The organism is Cobetia sp. D5, assembly GCF_035666195.1.
In the GTDB taxonomy this organism is placed as follows: domain Bacteria; phylum Pseudomonadota; class Gammaproteobacteria; order Pseudomonadales; family Halomonadaceae; genus Cobetia; species Cobetia amphilecti.
Genome location: NZ_CP142020.1, coordinates 2,006,370 through 2,024,001, shown reverse-complemented (window position 1 = coordinate 2,024,001; position 17,632 = coordinate 2,006,370). Strand labels below are relative to the sequence as shown.

Below are 17,632 nucleotides of genomic sequence, written 5' to 3'. Positions count from 1 at the left end.
CGTAAGGTTGCCATTGTCATCGGCAACCTTGCGTCTTGCGCTCATTGACGATTGCATCTCGCGTTTTGTATGGGCAAGATTTCGCTCATCCGCTACTGACCAACAGGTCAATTGGCGCCATTGCCCACGATGCTTGAAGAAGATTCAGCGTGGCACCGGGCCCCGATGACGCATCCCCAAGATACTCTGGTGTGACACGTCCGAAGAGATGTGCGCCCGACCTCCTGACATGGCCTTCTCCCAGGCCGACGAGGCACTCCGATTACATGGAAATTCGCTGGCTCGAAGACTTCATCGTTCTGGCTCAGACCCGGCATTTCTCGCGGGCAGCCGATGCACAGAATGTCTCTCAGCCCACCTTTTCCCGCCGCATCAAGTTGCTGGAAGAGGAGATGGGCACCACCTTGATCAATCGTCAGACCCTGCCGCTGTCGCTGACTCCCGCCGGAGACGAGTTTCTCCAGCTGTGCGAGCAGATCACCGAGCGCGTGCGCATCACACGCGAACGCCTGCAGGACATGGCCCAGCAGCAAGCCAGCAAGATATCGCTGGGGGCACCGCAGTCTCTGGTGTCCCACTTCCTGCCTGATTGGCTCGATCAGCTTCAGCTGCGTGAACAGGTGCTGCCCTATCTGCGTGCCACCGGCTGGCTGGCGGCCGACTATTTCCACGGGCTGGATCGCGGCGAATGTGATCTGGCGCTGTGCTATTGGCCCCAGGCACGTGTGGATCTGGGCTTTGAGCTGGACAGTTACCAATACCTGGTGGTCGGCGAAGAAACCTTCATCCCGCTGTGCGCGCCCGGCGCGGATGGCAATCCCCGCCATCAGTTGCCGGGCACGCGGCGCAATCCGCTGCCGTTCATCAGCCCGCATCCGCGCGCCGTCATCGCCACCTCGCTGATGGCCCATCTCGCTCAGGTCCCGATTCAGGCGCATCTGGTCACCATGAACGAGAATATTCAGGCGGCCAACATCAAGGCGCTGGTCTTGCAGGGCTATGGCATCGGTTGGTTGCCGCAGCGGCTGGCCGCAGAGGAAATCGCCAGCGGCAAGCTGGTACGTGCCGGTGACCCGCGCTGGGACCTGAGTCTGCATATCCGCCTGTATCGCCCGCGCGTGCCGCGCCACGACAGTGTCAGTGAACTCTGGCACCAGCTGGAAGCCCATTTCTCGTGAGTCATCCGGGCAGGAGGGTCGACAGCGCCGGCTCAGCGACGCTCTCCCCTTCATTCCTACATTCTCCATTACCTCACGCCATTGACGTTCACTCATCCAGGTCAGGCGTGCCGACCGTTTGCAAGGAAACATGATGTCTGACAGCCAGCTCAACGACCCGACTATCACCCACGCCGCGGCACACCGCGCGCATCTGGCGGCGCTGCAATCCGGCTACGAAATCGCCATGCAGCAGCATGATCTGGACGCCATCGTGCTGCACAGTGGCAAACCGAAGCGGCATTTCGCCGATGATCAGGATGCCAGCTTCAAATCCCATGCCCATTTCCTGCACTGGGTGCCGATGGCGGGCCTCAGCGATAGCTGGCTGGTGATTCGTCCGGGTGAGCGCCCGACGCTTTACCTCTATGCCCCTGATGACTTCTGGCATCTGTCACCCAGCCTGCCGACGCCGGACACCGCGCCCTGGGCCGAGCAGTTCGAGATTGTCCATCTGCGCAAGCCGACACTGCCACAGCGCCCTGAGGGCCGCGTGGCGCTGCTGGGCGAGATCGCCGAACTCCAGCCGCAGGTGGTCAGCGAACTTGAGGCACTGCCCAACCCGGTCGGCCTGGTGCGCCAGCTCGACGAGGGGCGCGTCTGCAAGAGCGAATTCGAGATCGCCTGTCTGCAAGAAGCCAGCCTGCGCGCCGCGCGTGGCCATCTGGCTGCCCGGCGCACCTTCATGGAAGGCGGCGCGGAGCTCGATATCCAGCTGGCCTATCTTGGCGCGTCGCGGCAACGAGAATCGGATGTGCCCTACGGCAACATCGTCGGTCTCAACGCGCATGCCGCCGTCCTGCATTACCAGCATTATGGCTTGCAGGCCCCCGCCGCCCGTCACAGCCTGCTGGTGGATGCCGGCGCCAGCGTGCACGGCTATGCCTCTGACATCACACGCAGCTGGGCGGGCGATGATGCCCTGCCGCTCTATCGCTCGCTGATCGAGGGCGTGGAGGCGCTGCAGAAGCGTCTGATCGCAAGACTCGCGCCCGGGGTGGACTACGTCGACCTGCACCTCGAGATGCATCGTGAGCTGGGTGAGCTGCTGCGGGAATTGGGCGTGGTGTCCCTGCCCGCCGAGGATCAGGTCGCACAAGGCATCACGGCAGCCTTCTGCCCGCATGGTCTCGGGCATCTGCTGGGACTGCAGGTCCATGATGTGGCGGGTCGCATTCCTGATCACACCACCGGCGATATCCGTCATCCGCCGCAAGGTCACCCGATGCTGCGCCTGACGCGTGTGCTCGAGACCGGCATGGCCATCACCATCGAACCGGGTTGCTACATCATCCCCATGCTGCTGGAGCCGCTGCGCAACGATGCACGCGGTGAGCATATCGACTGGAAGCTGGTCGAGGCGCTGGCACCGCATGGTGGTGTGCGTATTGAGGACAATCTGGTCATCACCGCAGACGGTGCCCTCAATCTGACACGCAGCCCGGCGACGGGTCTGTAATCAGGCCTGTCACAACACTGTCTGAGCCTCTCGCTGTGACGCTTGCCGTCACATGCCTGCCTCACGCCGCCATGGGCCCTGTGCCGATGGCGGCTTTTTGTCGCGTAACCCGGGGCTAAGTATTTGAGCGCCAGGCCAGGAATGTGATCCAGGGTCGAGCTATCACCATTGGCGTCGATGCGTATGCTGCACTGCGACTAGCGATTGGCGTCGCCAAGTGAAATGATGCCAACGATATCCGTGCAGAAATTTCTGTCAGATCTTGCTGCAGGCCACCGCCATCAAGGGCATGTCCATCACCCGACCACCAACGTCATCGCCCTGGCCTGCCACTGGAGCTACCTCACATGCCGCACTCCATCTTCACGTCAGAGTTTCGCCCTGCCCTTGGCCTGCGCAATCGCCATGTCCAGACCTTGTTGCCGCGATTTCTGCCCCGCGCGCCCCTGAGTCGACGCACCGAGATTCTCAATCTTCCCGATGGTGACTTCGTCGAGCTCGCCTGGGTCATCAGCGACGGTCATGAAAAGCGGGAGCGTACGACGACCCTGAGCGACGATGCGCCCCTGTTCGTGCTGTTTCATGGCCTTGAGGGTGACTTGAGTTCGCCCTACGCCCGTGAGCTGCTCAATGCGGCCGCCCGGATGGGCTGGCGACCGGTGATGATGCATTTCCGTGGCTGCGGGCAATCTCCCAACCGCCTGCCACGCGCCTATCACAGCGGAGATACTGCAGACGCCTATTGGGTGCTCGGCGAGCTGGGGCAACGCTATCCGCACGCCATCAAGGTCGCCTGTGGCGTATCGCTGGGCGCCAACATGCTGCTCAAGCTGGTGGCGGAGCAAGGCGGTGATGGTCTGGACCTGGCCGGCGCGATCGCCATCAGCGCCCCGCTGGACCTGGCAGCCAGCGCGGACGTGCTCAACCAGGGCTTCTCGCGCCTCTACCAGCGCCATCTGCTCAAGGGCTTGAAGGCCAAGGTGGCAGCGAAGCTTGCCAATGGTCCGTTACCCATCTCGATCGGAGCGCATCAGCTGACCCAGCTCAACAGTTTCTGGGCCTATGACAACGAAGTCACCGCACCCCTGCATGGCTTCACCTCGGCGAGTGATTACTACACGCGCTCCTCGGCGGGCCGTCTGCTGAGCGAGATCGAACTGCCAACGCTGATACTGCAGTCGCTGGATGACCCCTTCATGCCACGCGATCTCTTCGCACGATTCCACCAACCCTCCGAGGCCGTGCGTATCGAGCTCAGTGAGCGCGGTGGGCATGTCGGCTTCGTCGAGTGGCGCCGTGGGCGACTGAGCTCCTGGTTGGCTCGCCGTGTCAGTCAGCAACTGGATGCCTGGAGCGGGCTGCCCAAGCCGCAAGCGCAGGCAGAGGTGCAGAGCGAAGCGCACTGAGCTGCCTGTATTTAACCGGCTGCATTGAACTGTCGTGCATCGAACTGGCGGCATTGTCCGCCATTCAGACGCCAACACGCTTTCCCCTCCCTGGCTTTCTTGTCCTTGGCTTTCCATGCCTCTTTTGCTTCTTCCACCCTTGCTCGCCTTCCCACCTTCAAGTTCGGTGGGAAGCCCTGAGCCCTGACTACGACCGTATGCGTTTTGGGATGGCTAAATTTAGAGCATTAAAAAATGATAACGGTATACAGGATGTATGGTGTGAAGGGTGACACGGATCACTGTCACGATTCAGGGAGAATGGTAGACTGCGCGCCCATCCTACGTTCAAGACTCTACTGGCCTGATAATGAACCTGATTTTTCGCCTGGTGCTCGGCATCGTGGCTGGCATACTGCTGGGACAATGGGCTCCCGAATCCCTGATCCGCGCCCTGCTGACCTTCAAGGTACTGTTCGGTGAACTGCTGGAATACGCCATTCCGCTGATCATCCTGTTCTTCATCATGAGCGGGATCGCACGTCTCGAGCGCTCCTCGGGCCGTCTGCTGACCCTGACCATCGTGCTGGCCTATGCCTCGACCACGCTGGCAGGACTGTTGGCGGGCATCGTCGGGCTGGAGGTCGTGCCGCATATCGTGCAACAGGACCAGCTGCCGGTCAGTCATGCCATCAAGCACTTGAGCCCCTACTTCACGCTGGATATTCCGCCGCTGACCGATATCAGCACCGCCCTGGTGACGGCCTTCCTGTTCGGCATCGGCATTTCCGCCACCGAGCATGACGGCATGCGCCAGCTGGCCGACGGCGGCCGCGACATCGTCGAGCGCTTCATCGCCAAGGCGTTGATTCCTGCCCTGCCGTTCTATATCGCCGGCCTGTTCTGCGAGATGACGATCGCCGGCACGGTAGCCAACACCCTCAAGAGCTTCGGCATGATCCTGCTGCTGGCACTGACCCTGCACTGGCTGTGGCTGAGCTTGCTCTACGTCACCAGCGGCACCAGCACCGGCCGCTCGCCCATGAAGGCGCTGGCCCACATGCTGCCCGCCTACTTCACCGCCGCTGGCACCATGTCTTCCGCGGCCACGATTCCGGTCACCGTGCGCCAGATGCACCTCAATCACATCTCGCCGTCCGTGGCGAGCTTTGCAGTGCCGTTACTGGCCACCATCCACATGTGCGGCAGTGCCATCACGCTGACCGTGTGCGCCATTGGCGTGATGCTGGTCACTCCCTCACTGGCAACGCCCGAGCTCACCACCCTGCTGCCGTTCATCGCCGCACTGGGTGTGACCATCATTGCCGCACCCGGCTCGCCCGGCGGGGCCGCGATGACCTCGGTGGGCGTATTGCAGAGCCTGCTGGGCTTCGATGCCGCCGCCGTCGGCCTGATGATGGCGCTCTATCTGGCGCAGGACAGCTTCGGCACCGCGTGCAACGTCACCGGCGATGGTGCCCTGGTGCAGTGGATCGATCGCTTTGCAGAAGCCGAGCAGGATCGACAGCGCTACCGCTGACACTGTGCCTCGCAGCGCCTGACCGAAGGCTGCTCCAGACAGAAAAAAGCCTCATGGCGGCCGTGAACTTCGCGGCGACCATGAGGCTTTCGTGTCTCTCAGCGGCAATCTGTCACCAACAGTCTCATGACGGCATGCCCTGCCTGTCATGACTGCCGAGGCTATCAGCCGATGGGGCAGCTGATTCCCGTGCCTTTCAGGCCGCAGTAGCCGCCCGGATTCTTGGCCAGATACTGCTGGTGGTATTCCTCGGCGTAGTAGAACTCGCGCAGCGGTGCGACCTCGGTGGTGATGCGGCCGAGACCGGACTGGTCCAGCGCCTGCTGGTAGTCGGCCATGCTCTTCTCGACGATGGCGCGCTGGTCATCGCGGGTGTAATAGATCGCGCTACGGTACTGGTTGCCGATGTCATTGCCCTGACGCATGCCCTGGGTGGGGTCATGGGCCTCGAAGCTGGCCCGCAGGATCTCCGGCAGGCCGATCACCGTCGGGTCAAAGATCACGCGTACGACCTCGGTGTGGCCTGTCTTGCCGGTGCAGGTCTCTTCATAGCTCGGATTCGGCGTATGGCCGCCGGCATAACCGACCGCCGTCACCTTGACGCCCGGCAGCTGCCAGAAGAGGCGCTCGGCTCCCCAGAAGCAGCCCAGCCCCAGCACGATCTCCTCACACTCACTGTCGAACGGCGGTACAATCGAGCGGCCATTGACGTGATGAACGCCGCTGATGCGAACCGCTTCACTGCGCCCTGGCAAGCTGTCCTGCGCTGAAGGAATGGTCTGCTTATCTTCCGTTATCCACATGGCGGACTCTCTCCTGTGTCGCGTCGTGCAATCGTGTATAGGTTCAATGATGTCATCTCTGCCCCCCAAGATCTGCCCCTGCCAGCCCAACAGCGCCCAGGCGCGACGCTACGCCGATTGCTGTCAGCCGATTCATGCTGACATCACCCGCGCCGAACGCCCCGAGCAATTGATGCGCGCCCGCTACAGTGCCTTCTGCCTGTCGCTCGCCGACTTCCTGATCGACAGCTGGGACCCGGCCCATTGCCCGGCACGCGCCGACCTCGAAGGTGCTGGCCCGCAGTGGCTGGCATTGGAGATTCTGGACAGCGGACAAGACGCCGATACCGGCATGGTACGCTTTCATGCCACCTTCTTCGAGCAGGGAAAGTTCCAACAATTGCAGGAACTTAGCCGCTTTCATCACGATGGCCATCACTGGCGTTATGTCGACGGTGATGCCGAGTGGCAGACACTGACGCCGGGGCGCAACAGCCTGTGTCCCTGTGGTAGCGGCAAGAAGATCAAGCGTTGCTGCACTGCGTGACCGTCAGCGTCTTGTGCTGTCGCGCGTGCGCTTGAGCTCTCAAGCATAAGCGAAACTAGCACCTCTGAAATGCCCCTCCATAACGAGACAGCCCCCACCGAACCTGTCGATGGGGGCTGAACCTGTGGCAATCAATTGGCCTGACGTGTCATCTGTCCTTGCCGACTCTGGGCGCCAGCTCGCTGCGACCCAGCGAGAAGCTGTAGAGCAGATCCACGGCCTGCGCCGTGCCGGACACCGCTTCGGCATACAGATTGCGGAACAGCTTGTAGCGCAGCGTCAGCTCCGCGATCGGCGAGAACAGCCCGACGCCGTAACTGAGCTTCAGGTCCGGAGCGATATAGCCGCTGACCACCACCTGGCTGTCATCCCCGCTGCCGGAGCTGTCCAGACTCAGGTCGCGCACACCGAAGGTTTCCCCGATCTGGCCGACCACCTGGCCACTTTGCGCCAATGACATGCCGATCAAGGCGGACGTGACCGCACTGTCACTGCTGGTGTCGCTGTCCAGGCCCTCACCGCGCAGCAGATAACTCAGTGCCGAGGACTCATCCATCGACGGGTCCGAGAAGATCTCGACGCTGGGTGACGAGGCAAGCCCCGTCACACGCACCCCTGCGGTCACGTCGTCCTCGGTGTTGTCAGGATCACGGATCGCCTCGATATTCAGACGCGGGCTCGAGGGCGGCCCGGCCAGCAAGACTTGTCCCTTGCTGATCTGCAGGTCCTGCCCGAAGCTCTTGTAGGTTCCGTCGACCAGATTGACCTCACCGAAGACCTGCACGCCGCCCTTGGACTGACGCACATCGAGATCGCCTCTGAGCTTGGTCTTGAGCCCCATTGCCTCCAAGCGCGCATCCGGTCCGATATGGATGCCGATACGCACATCCAGCGCCATGCCGGCCTCGTTGAGCGCCTTGGCGGTATCGCTGCCATCGGCAAGCTCGGCCGGGTTGGAGGTGGCCTCATCACTGGGACGCTCGATGATGATGGTGTCACTGGAGGGTGACACGGCAGACGGCGGCACCTGGTCCACTTCGATGCGTGTCCACGGCACCTTGACGTCACCCCGGAGCTTGAGCAGCGTGGGGCTGGCATTGATCTCGAGATCCGGCGCGACGCGCATGCGGCCGATCCCGGCGATATGCAGCTCGAGCGGGTTCTTCGCGCCGTCGAGGTTCAATGACGCCGTCCAGTCCTCAAGCGTCGGCCAGGCCGCCTCGCCATCGATGCCCCAGCGCGCATCATTGCCCACCAGATAGCCATCGATATCGGCATTGTTGCCATCGAAGTCAACGGAGAACTGGGCATCCGACAGCGACACCGGCAGGCCTTCGCCCTGCACCTTGACACCGGTCAGCGCGATTGGGCCGGTCAACGACGGTAGGCTCAGATTGCCGCCGACCTCGACGTCACCCGCCAGCATGCCTTCCAGCTGAGTCATGCCCGCCACCAGCGGACGATACGGCGAGAGGTCGATGTCGCGGATGGCCAGCGAGCCATCCAGCTGGCCTGCGCCCGCCGGGTCGAGGACCGACACGGTGAGACCGATGCCGCCAGCGCTGTCGAGGCGAATCTGGGTATCGAGATCAGCCTTGTCGGGCGTGGCCTCCAGCGCCAGTTGCAGGGTGGTCTCCGGCAGTGACCAGGCATTGCCGTCGGCGTCTTCGCCGGCCAGCGTCAACTTGCCCGCCAGCTCCGCGTCAGCATTCCAGCGTTGGCCACCCTGCTTCCAGCTTGCCGTGATCTTGCCGCCCGTGGCACCGCCGATGGTCCAACTCTCCGGCATGGCGCTCTGGGCCATGTCCAGCGGTATCCCCTCGAGAGTCACCACGGCCTGACCGTCATTGCCCGCGCTCAAGGGTTCGGCGACACAGATCTGGCCGCCCTGTTCGCGACTCAGACAGAACGGCTGCACCAGCACGCTGCCCTTGGCGAGATTGGCATCGAAGCTCGCCGGTGTGTCGAAGTTGAAGTCCCCGAAATCGGTATTCGCCGTCAGCGGAGACAGCGCACCGCGATAATGCTCACGCGCCTTGTCGAGCCCCCCCTTGAGGGTCAGCCCCAGACGAGAAAGCGGCATCTCACCGGCCATCTCGGTATCGAACTGCAGGGTGTGATCGCTCAGGAAGCCTCCCAGCGTCAGCGCGACGGTCGCGATCTGCTGTCCGCCAGCTCTGACATCATCGGCATTGAGGGCGATATCCAGTGCCGGGTCATCAATCCCCCGCTTGCGGGCATCGACCCCGGCCGACAGTGCCATGTCGGAGATACGGTTCTCACCGATCTGCAGGCGTCGTGCGGTGAAGTTGCTGGCCAGCTGAGGCTTGTCGAGAGTGCCCGAGGCATCGATCTTGCCCTTGAGCTCACCCGCGATATCCGGCATCAGGGTCGATAGCGCCGGGAAATCGATGTTGGCCGCCAGGGTGATGGTCTTGGCAATCTTGCCATTGGCGCTCAGACGGTTCTGGCCCTGGCGCAGCTCCAGCGCGTTGACGTCCCACTGCATGTCGGCATTGCCTGAAAGCTTGCCGGTCAGCGTGAGCGGACGCTCGAGCAAGGTGCCATGGATATCCAGCTTGCTGACATCGACGGCCCACGGACCTTGTTGCGGCTGATGGAAGCTGGCCACGAGATTGCCGCTCAGCTCACCACGCACGGCTTTCTGGCCGCCTCCGGCCGGGGCCGGCAGCAAGTCTTCGGGATGCAGCTTGTCGAGGGCCAGCTCGGCGGCGACCTGAATACCTTGCTGCCAGTGAATCTCGCCACGGGTGGTGGCGGAGCCGCGCTTGAGCGCGATCTTGAGTGGCTGCCAGCGGTAATGCTCGAGATCGCCGTCGCCTGCCAATGACAAGGTGGCGCGCGGAATGTCACGCCCCTCGATGATGGCATCCAGCGTGGTCGTATACCCCGACAGTGAGCCCTTGGCGACCAGCGCCAGATTCTCGACGCTATAGTCAGGCGTGAAGGAGGCAGCGGCAGCGGAGCCAGACGTGTTCTTGCCATCCTTGGCTTGGGTCGCTGTCTGAGCGCCTTTCTGCGCATCCGCGGAGGTGTCATCAGAGGCATCAGTGACAGCGGCAAAGGGCCAGGTGATCCGCTCGGAGCTCAGGCGCGCCTCGAAGGGCAGATCGCTGTCCAGTACATCCGCGCTGGCCACAAGCTCAGCGGCAAGTGGGCCGTCGGCCTTGAGAGAGGCTTCAAGATCCGCCAGCGAGCCTTCCAGAGACAGGCGCAGCTTTTCATGACGCACGGGATCAATCAGGGTCTCGGCATTGAGCGTGGCGCTCAGGGGATACTCGTCCTTCAAGGTGACCTGCGCCACGAGATCGGCGTTGACGTCGCGGGAATCGACCTCGAGACGCGAGAGCGTGATGTCATGCCCTTCCGCCTTGAGTGCCAGCGACAGGCGGCTGACCTCATACGGGCTTGGCCCCTCGATCGCAAAGTCTTCGATGGCGAGATCGGGAACCTCGATGGTCAGCGGAATATAGACTTCCGGCAAGGCGATGCGCCCGGCCTGTGCTGTCTGATCCGAGGTTTCAGCGGCAGTCTTGCCAGACACTTCTGCGGCGTCATCCGTGATGGTCTTATTCGAGATAGCCTTGGCGGCGCTCTCTGCTTGAGACGTCACGACCTGAGTGTGGACCACTGCACTTGCCGCTTGCTGAGCCTCAGGCGTGATGCTCACACCCTCGAGACTGACGGCATCTGACGCCGTTTGAGCCGCGTCGGCATCGGCCGGAATGAAACGACTGGTGATAAGGCGTGTCTCGCCCAGCGTCAGCGTACTCACTGACAGCGCGGCCGAGGTATGGAAATGATCGAAGGTGACGCGACTGCCATCCGCCAGCGCCAGGGCGAAGTCATCAATGGCGACCTTGCGCACCTCGATGGGAATCGGCACCACGATGGGCACATTGAGACTCTCACCGCTCTCCGGTTCCGGTTCAGTGCTGGCACCGCTATCGCTCAGGGTGATCGCGAGGCCACTGGACTCCAGCGACTCGAGACACAGCTTGCCCTTGAGCAGGCAGTCCTCGCCCCAGGCCAGCGACAGCGAGTCGGCATTGACGGCCAGCCCCGGCAGGTCCAGCGAGACGTCCTTGAGTGACAGCGCTTCCAGCGGTGAGCCGGAGGCCTGGGAGTAATCGATGAAGCCACGCGAGCGCGCCTGATCGAGCACCAGTCCGGTGCCCCACGGAGACAGCACGCCCCCGACCAGCAGCATCGTCAGCCCGATCAGGAACACGAGCAGCCATATCAGCAACCGGATGACCAGGCCGCCCCGACGTACATAGGGATTAGACAATTCCAACATCTCCATATCTTTTTTATCAGCTCACCCGCTCAGCTGATGGTCCTTTGCTGGCGCTTGATCCGCACGACACTCGCTCAAGAGACGCGAGCCGCTCAGAATTCCGGCCCGATCGAGAAGTGAATACGGTAATCGTTGTCATCGTCATCGAAGGGATGGGCGATATCGAGACGAATCGGCCCCACCGGCGAGATCCAGCGAATCCCCATGCCGGCCGCCGTCTTGAGCTCGAGTGCGTCCCAGCCATTGAAGGCGTTACCGGCGTCGTAGAAGGTCGCGCCCCACCAGTCGCCGGTCAGGCGGTAATCGTATTCCAGGCTGCTGGTGAGCAACGAGCTACCGCCTTCCAGGTCGCCGTCGTCATCTTCCGGGGCGAGTGTCTCGTAGGAATAGCCACGCACACTGTTGTCGCCCCCGGTGAAGAAGCGCATCGAGGGTGGCATGTCATCAAAGTTGTCGGTATCTACGTGGCCGACGCCCATGCGCGCCACGAAACGATGGTTGTCGCCGATGGAGCGTATCCAGTTGGTGTTGAACTGGGAGCGCAGGAAGGTCACGTCCGAGCCCCACATCTGATCGCCGTATTCGAAGGTCAGCTGTTGGCGGTCGCCCCACATCGGGAAGGTCTTGGGGCGCGTGCGGGTGCGGTTCCAGCTCACGCCGGGATACAGCAGCAGCACGGCCCCGGATTCATCCGCCTGGGTGTAGTCCTCATAGGTGGAACCGAAGAACACGCGCTGGGTCCAGCCATTGTCGAACTTCCACTCGCGGGTGAAGCGCACGGTGGTCTCGAGACTCTCGGTATCTTCATCGTCGGTGTTCGACATCCCGTACTCGAGGACATAGCTATCCTTGAGCGGGTCTTCGAGCGGCATGCGGTATTCGCCCTCGAAGGTCTGTTCCGGCGAGGACAGGAACAGGCTGTTGGTCAGGCTATGGCCATAGCGATTGACCCACGGCATCTCCCAGCTGAACTGCAGGCGTGGCCCGACATCCGTCGCGTAGCCGATACCGGTCTCGAACTTGTGACGGTCTGCGGGAATCAGGCTGATGTCCACGGGGATGATGGGGCCGTTGGCCGTCTTGACCGCGGCCTCCAGCGCATCGCCCGTCAGCACCGGCGTGTCGTTGCCGGCGGCTTCGGTAGTGCCAGCCACAGCGGAGCCAGCGTCATCAGCCTCCACGGCGGTCTGCGCGACGGGCGCCGTGGAGTCCGAGGGGGACGCCGCGTCAGCGCGGCGGCTCTCATCCCCCGCCTCGATTTCAGCCCTCTCGACCTCGGCAAGCCATGAGCCCTCATAGCCCTGTGCCTGGGCATAAGGTGTCTTTATCTCGCTGTCGGGGCTGGTGGTCTTGAGCTCGGCGCCCGGATTGAGCTGTGGCTTGATCGCGGCCGAGCGGAACCAGCCGGCCTCGCTCAGCCGCTGGTTGAACTGGGTCAACTTGCCGGCTTCGTAATAATCACCAGTCTCGAACGGCTGCATGGCCTTGACGCGATCCAGCTCTATCTGACTATTGAGGTAGGTGATATCGCCGAAGCGGTAGCGCTGACCGCTCTGCATGACCAGATAGATGCGTGCCGAGTGCAGCCAGGGGCGTACCTCGATGCGCTGCTGGGAGAAGGAGGTGTCGAAATAGCCGCGTTCGAGGCTGAGCGACGTCAGGGTCGACTTGAGACTGTCATAGCGAGAGTGACGCAGCACATCGCCTTCCTCGAGGTCGGCGTCGGCCAGCACCTTCTTCATGACCTTGTCGCGCGCGGCGTCGCCCTCGAGTCGCAGCTCCAGCGTCTCGATGGTGACCGGCTCACCGGCATCCACCGTCACGACCACATCATCGCCGCCCAGCAACCCCTTCTCGGGATAGCTGAGCGTGATCTGGGCATCGTAGTAACCGAACGCCTGCAGCGCTTCCTGGGTCCGCCGGATGATCTCATCCTCATAACGCTCGGCCGGCGCATCGCCCTCAAGCGTCATCCCGGCCAGGAAGTTGACCACGTTAGTGGCCGTCGCGCCCTTGACGCCCTTGACGGCGGCATCGATCGCCAGCGCCTGCGGCGCGAAGCACAGGCCGCCACACACGATCAGCGGCGTCAGATAGCGATGCGGCAAACCGCGCGTCCCGGTCGCTCGAGCAGACTCTTTGTTGTCGCCACTCATGATTCGTCCTTTGTTGAGTGCTGGTGGAAAGCACTGTCCATCGTTCCCATTCATCATGTCGTGCGGCGCTCGGTCATCACGGGGCGTGTCACATGGCCCGCCAGAGTGGCGGACCATGCCATATCTCATTGCTTATATCCCTGCGGAGCCAGCTCAGCGACGTTCCAGACGGCTGACGCGCTGCTCAAGCTCAGATACCTGGCCCAGCAGCGACGCGACACGGCCACTCAGCTGACGGCGGCTGGCATCCAGCGAGCGCAACTGCTCTCGCGTGTCCTCTGACGCTCCCTGTGAGCTGGCTTCAAGGCCGGCACTGAGCGCTGTCTGCTGACGGCGCAGCTCACCCAGCTGGGAGTCCAGTGAGCGTTGCGCGGTCTCAAGCGCAGCCAGCTCGTCAAGCGGCGCGAAACGGCCCTTGAGCTTGCTGGCCAGTTCATCGCCATCAGCGGCCTCCACAGGCTCCGGCAGTGACTTCAGCGTCTCGCTCAGTTGCTGCTGCGATTGCTGCAAGTCACGCGTCTGGGTCTGTTGCGTGGCCAGGTCCGTCTTGAGTGCCGTGAGGCGAGTCTCGAGCGAGGCCAACTGCTCGGCGCTATTGTTCTCAACCTCGCTCTCGATATCGCTTTGCAAGCTCTCGATGCGGGTAGCCAGCGTGTCCAGAGTGCTGGAGGTCTTGTCCACCAGCGGCTCGAGGTGCTCAAGCGTGGCCGACTGGGCGTCCAGGCGCGCGCCCAACGCTGCACGGCCATCACGGCTGAGGGATTCCAGCGCCGCCATCGAGCCTTGCAGCGCCGTGATCAGGGTCGCGTGGTTGTCATCTGTCTGGGCAAGCGTCGTGACGCGACCCTCCAGGCGATCAAGCGCCTCGTCCATGGCGGTCAGACGCTCTTGAGCGCCATCCGCGTCCTTCGCCACCTTGTCTTCCAGCGTCTCGAGACGCGCGACGGCCTCACTGGACAGGGACGCCTTGTCCTTCTGCAGGTTGGTCAGCGCCGGCACGATAGTGTCATTCAACTGGCGGTCCAGGGCGCTGAGTTGCTCACCCAGTGCATCACGCAGTTCGCTCAGGCGCTCATCACCCTGCTGCTCAAGCTGGGCCACGGAACGTTCGAGCTGGCTGACACGCGCGCCGAGCTGATCGCGTTGATCGCCACCGAGGGTCTGCAGGTCATGCAGCTGCCACTGTTGCCAGCCCACCACGCCCCCCAGGGCGAGGAGGCAAAGCCACGTCGGCCAGCGTCTGGGCGCGGGGGGACGAGTGTGATGCACGCCAAGCGCATCGTCGGGACGCGCGACCAGCGCATCGTCCGGTGAGTCATTGAGAGACGGTTCAGCGTTGTGCGGCCGCATTCTGGCTCCAGGTCCGGCAAACGATCATCAGCGAAAGGTTCAGCGCAGCATCTTCAAGGCGGCGCAAGACGACCGGAAGTGCGCTTTTTCGCCTTGCTGTATAAAAATACAGTCATGCAGGTTCTGCAAAAGATAAGTCACGGTTCACGTACAGGAAATCGAGTCTAACAGCTGACCTCGGTCATCTCATCAGGTTCCCGCCACGGCCCGTCATCGAGGGCAGAGTGGCAGGAATGTGGCAAAAGCCTGGCAATGCACGTGAGCCTTGCAAGACGCTTGAGAGGATCCCGCGGTCAGTGCCCACCAGCGTTGGCCTGTCGGTGTCTGGGTGCTATAGTGCCAGACACTGCGATACGCGCAGCCTCTGTCTTCGTAGCTATCTGGATTCACAAGGTTTTTCACGCTGATTGCACATTTCATGCGCGTAGCCACGGCATGAAGGATGCACGGCGAGTCATGCACTTTCGCCCTTGCCCGCTGCCTGAGCGGGTGGCCAGTTTCAGGGCCGGGAGTGATGCTGGTCGCGGAGCTTGAGTCTGTGCTTGTCTGACCCTCTTCCATCACGCGATGGCAGATCAGGCATTGAAATACTCAGCCCCAAGCCCCACGAAGGCAGAGTACGACCCAATTGGTGAGGAAAAGGAGCTGATCCCCATGGCATTTGAACTTCCAGCACTGCCGTACGAAAAGAACGCACTCGAGCCGACCATCTCTGCCGAGACCCTTGAGTACCATTACGGCAAGCATCACCAAGCCTACGTCACCAAGCTGAACAGCATGGTCGAAGGCACTGCTGACGCAGAAAAATCTCTCGAAGAGATCATCCAGAGCGCCCAGGGTGGTCTGTTCAACCAGGCAGCTCAGGTGTGGAACCACACCTTCTACTGGCACTGCCTGTCCCCGAATGGTGGTGGCGAGCCGTCCGGCCCGCTGGCAGACGCCATCGTGGCCAAATGGGGCTCCGTGGCTGACTTCAAGGAAGCCTTCAACACTTCCGCCGCTGGCAACTTCGGTTCCGGTTGGACCTGGCTGGTCAAGAACGCCCAGGGCGAGCTGGAAATCGTCAACACTGACGACGCTGACACCCCGATCGCCAAGTCTGGTCAGACTCCGCTGCTGACTGTCGACGTCTGGGAGCACGCCTACTACGTCGACTACCGCAATGCGCGTCCGAAGTACCTGGAAAGCATCTGGAACATCATCAACTGGGAATTCGCTGCACAGAACTTCGCAGCCTGAGCTTTCCCAGAATAAGGAGGCCGAGTCGTTACCGCTCGAGACTCCAGCTGAGCCAAGGCAACCGACGTCACCCTGATATGACTCCTGGACGCCCTGCTCTGAAAACCCCGCCACCTGGCGGGGTTTTTTCGTTCAAGACAACGTCACCCAGCCGCGAGCCTGCTACACGCAAGGCTTGGCTACGCTGTATGCACCACCAGGAGAAGAATCTCGTCTGTCGACTTGCAAATGACGGTGGTGCCCCTATCTAATGATGTAGAAGTAGAACGTATGCTCTACCTCGTTGCGTCCCCTTGATCGCTCACAGGGATTCGACGACATGGTTGGCACACACTGCTTGAAATGCATTCCTTGACTGCACGAAATACATACTTTGAAAAAAGGGAATACCGATGCCCACTGACACCTCGACCTCCTCTCTGCCCGACTCCATGCTGGCGATCGTGACCACCGGCCATGGGGGTTATGAATGCCTCGAGACGCAGCAGCGCCCGGTGCCGACACCCGGTGAAGGCGAGGTGCTGATCAAGGTGCTGGCGGCTGGCATGAACAACACCGAGATCAATACGCGTCTGGGCTGGTATTCCTCCACGATCACTACCGCGACCCAACAGGCCAGCAGTGTGCATGACAACGCGGATGCAGATGCGGCGACTGACAAGCCGGCGCCACCGGAAGGTGGCTGGAAGGGAGAGACGCCCTTCCCCCTGATACAGGGCACGGATTGCTGTGGCGAGGTGGTGGCATTGGGCCCGAATGCGGATGCCAGCCTACTGGGCAAGCGCGTGCTGGTACGCTCCTGCATGCGCAGCGAGGGCTGGGACTCACTGGAAAATGAATGGATGGGCTCGGATTTCGACGGCGCCTTTTCGCAGTTCGTCAGCGTGCGCGCCAGTGAAGTGTTCGCGGTGGACTGTGACTGGAGCGATGTCGAGCTTGGCTCCCTGCCCTGTGCCTACGGCACGGCGGAGAACATGCTCGAACAGGCAGAGCTCAAGGCAGGCGAGCGTGTGCTGATTCTGGGCGCCTCGGGCGGGGTCGGTTCCGCTGCATTGCAGCTGGCCAAGCGCCGCGGCGCGACGGTGTATGCCGTGGCGGGCGTTGCCAAGCATGAGGCTCTTGCAGACCTTGGCGCCGACAAGCTTCTGGACCGCAAGGCCGACCTGCTCGAGCAGCTGGGCCATGAAAGCGTCGATCTGGTGGTCGACAATGTCGCGGGCGACAACTTTCCAGTCATGATGAAGTTGCTTGCGCGTGGCGGCCGTCTGGTGACCACCGGCGCCATCGCTGGCCCGATGGTGACGCTGGACCTGCGCGACCTGTACCTCAAGAACCTGCGCCTGCTTGGCACCACTGCCTGGTGTGAAGCCACCTTCCCCAATCTGATCCGCTATGTGGAGCAAGGCGAGATTCGCCCGCTGATCGCGGCCAGCTTCCCGCTGACCGAGATCGTCACTGCCCAACAGCAGTTTCTGAGCAAGGGCCACGTGGGCAAGTTCGTGCTCGAGCCCTGGGCCTGAAGACAGCCTGGCGGTCATCATGAAAAGCCTGGCGGTCTGCATAAAAGGCCTGGCGCTCATGATGTAAAGCCTGGCGGCCTAGATTTCAAACCTGAGCCCACGACAAAAAGCCCTCA

11 protein-coding genes are annotated in these 17,632 nt (G+C 62.2%); 7 read left to right on the top strand and 4 right to left on the bottom strand.

Annotated elements, in window-relative coordinates; all coding sequences use genetic code 11:
* Window positions 1-266 precede the first annotated feature (266 nt).
* From U0O11_RS08450 to U0O11_RS08435, 4 genes are all read left to right on the top strand, one after another.
* Window positions 267-1,178 (top strand): LysR family transcriptional regulator, encoded by a 912-nt coding sequence (locus tag U0O11_RS08450; RefSeq protein ID WP_107334801.1) that lies wholly within the window; start codon window positions 267-269, stop codon window positions 1,176-1,178.
* 133 nt (window positions 1,179-1,311) lie between these two features.
* Entirely contained in the window at window positions 1,312-2,676 is a 1,365-nt protein-coding gene (gene pepQ, locus U0O11_RS08445; RefSeq protein ID WP_215824416.1) for a Xaa-Pro dipeptidase, read from the top strand.
* Between the two features lie 347 nt (window positions 2,677-3,023).
* Window positions 3,024-4,082: a hydrolase gene (locus U0O11_RS08440; protein ID WP_215824415.1), complete on the top strand. Its 1,059-nt coding sequence runs from the start codon at window positions 3,024-3,026 to the stop codon at window positions 4,080-4,082.
* Window positions 4,083-4,431: 349 nt separating this feature from the next.
* On the top strand, window positions 4,432-5,601 hold the full coding sequence (locus U0O11_RS08435) for a dicarboxylate/amino acid:cation symporter (protein ID WP_131432039.1): 1,170 nt from the start codon (window positions 4,432-4,434) through the stop codon (window positions 5,599-5,601).
* A 164-nt stretch (window positions 5,602-5,765) separates the two neighbouring features.
* Here U0O11_RS08435 and msrA read toward each other — a convergent pair whose 3' ends face one another.
* The gene (gene msrA, locus U0O11_RS08430; RefSeq protein ID WP_153635761.1) at window positions 5,766-6,404 is read right to left on the bottom strand and encodes a peptide-methionine (S)-S-oxide reductase MsrA; all 639 of its coding nucleotides are present in this window, start codon (window positions 6,402-6,404) and stop codon (window positions 5,766-5,768) included.
* Window positions 6,405-6,453: 49 nt separating this feature from the next.
* Here msrA and U0O11_RS08425 point away from each other — a divergent pair, with 49 nt between their 5' ends.
* Window positions 6,454-6,930, top strand: a complete 477-nt coding sequence (locus tag U0O11_RS08425; RefSeq protein ID WP_153635760.1) for a YchJ family protein — start codon at window positions 6,454-6,456, stop codon at window positions 6,928-6,930.
* 148 nt (window positions 6,931-7,078) lie between these two features.
* On the opposite strand, the gene tamB is transcribed toward U0O11_RS08425, so the two are convergent.
* From tamB to U0O11_RS08410, 3 genes are all read right to left on the bottom strand, one after another.
* Window positions 7,079-11,251 carry an autotransporter assembly complex protein TamB gene (tamB, locus tag U0O11_RS08420; RefSeq protein ID WP_324692438.1) on the bottom strand — a complete coding sequence of 1,391 codons (4,173 nt, stop codon included), beginning with the start codon at window positions 11,249-11,251 and terminating at the stop codon, window positions 7,079-7,081.
* 92 nt (window positions 11,252-11,343) lie between these two features.
* Window positions 11,344-13,407 carry an autotransporter assembly complex protein TamA gene (gene tamA, locus U0O11_RS08415; protein ID WP_215824413.1) on the bottom strand — a complete coding sequence of 688 codons (2,064 nt, stop codon included), beginning with the start codon at window positions 13,405-13,407 and terminating at the stop codon, window positions 11,344-11,346.
* A 153-nt stretch (window positions 13,408-13,560) separates the two neighbouring features.
* Window positions 13,561-14,757, bottom strand: coding sequence for a hypothetical protein (locus U0O11_RS08410; RefSeq protein WP_215824412.1), 1,197 nt, complete (start codon window positions 14,755-14,757; stop codon window positions 13,561-13,563).
* Between the two features lie 654 nt (window positions 14,758-15,411).
* Between U0O11_RS08410 and U0O11_RS08405 the strand changes: the two genes are divergently transcribed.
* Together U0O11_RS08405 and U0O11_RS08400 are read left to right on the top strand one after the other, a co-directional pair.
* Complete coding sequence (locus tag U0O11_RS08405; protein ID WP_043334256.1) at window positions 15,412-15,996, top strand: superoxide dismutase; 585 nt, start codon at window positions 15,412-15,414, stop codon at window positions 15,994-15,996.
* Between the two features lie 392 nt (window positions 15,997-16,388).
* Entirely contained in the window at window positions 16,389-17,516 is a 1,128-nt protein-coding gene (locus U0O11_RS08400; RefSeq protein ID WP_215824411.1) for an alcohol dehydrogenase family protein, read from the top strand.
* Window positions 17,517-17,632 lie beyond the last annotated feature (116 nt).

Coding starts and splice junctions, on each gene's coding strand:
- U0O11_RS08450 (WP_107334801.1), top strand. CDS start 267: ATGGAAATTCGCTGGCTCGAAGACTTCATCGTTCTGGCTCAGACCCGG.
- pepQ (WP_215824416.1), top strand. CDS start 1,312: ATGTCTGACAGCCAGCTCAACGACCCGACTATCACCCACGCCGCGGCA.
- U0O11_RS08440 (WP_215824415.1), top strand. CDS start 3,024: ATGCCGCACTCCATCTTCACGTCAGAGTTTCGCCCTGCCCTTGGCCTG.
- U0O11_RS08435 (WP_131432039.1), top strand. CDS start 4,432: ATGAACCTGATTTTTCGCCTGGTGCTCGGCATCGTGGCTGGCATACTG.
- msrA (WP_153635761.1), bottom strand. CDS start 6,404: ATGTGGATAACGGAAGATAAGCAGACCATTCCTTCAGCGCAGGACAGC.
- U0O11_RS08425 (WP_153635760.1), top strand. CDS start 6,454: ATGTCATCTCTGCCCCCCAAGATCTGCCCCTGCCAGCCCAACAGCGCC.
- tamB (WP_324692438.1), bottom strand. CDS start 11,251: ATGTTGGAATTGTCTAATCCCTATGTACGTCGGGGCGGCCTGGTCATC.
- tamA (WP_215824413.1), bottom strand. CDS start 13,407: ATGAGTGGCGACAACAAAGAGTCTGCTCGAGCGACCGGGACGCGCGGT.
- U0O11_RS08410 (WP_215824412.1), bottom strand. CDS start 14,757: ATGCGGCCGCACAACGCTGAACCGTCTCTCAATGACTCACCGGACGAT.
- U0O11_RS08405 (WP_043334256.1), top strand. CDS start 15,412: ATGGCATTTGAACTTCCAGCACTGCCGTACGAAAAGAACGCACTCGAG.
- U0O11_RS08400 (WP_215824411.1), top strand. CDS start 16,389: ATGCCCACTGACACCTCGACCTCCTCTCTGCCCGACTCCATGCTGGCG.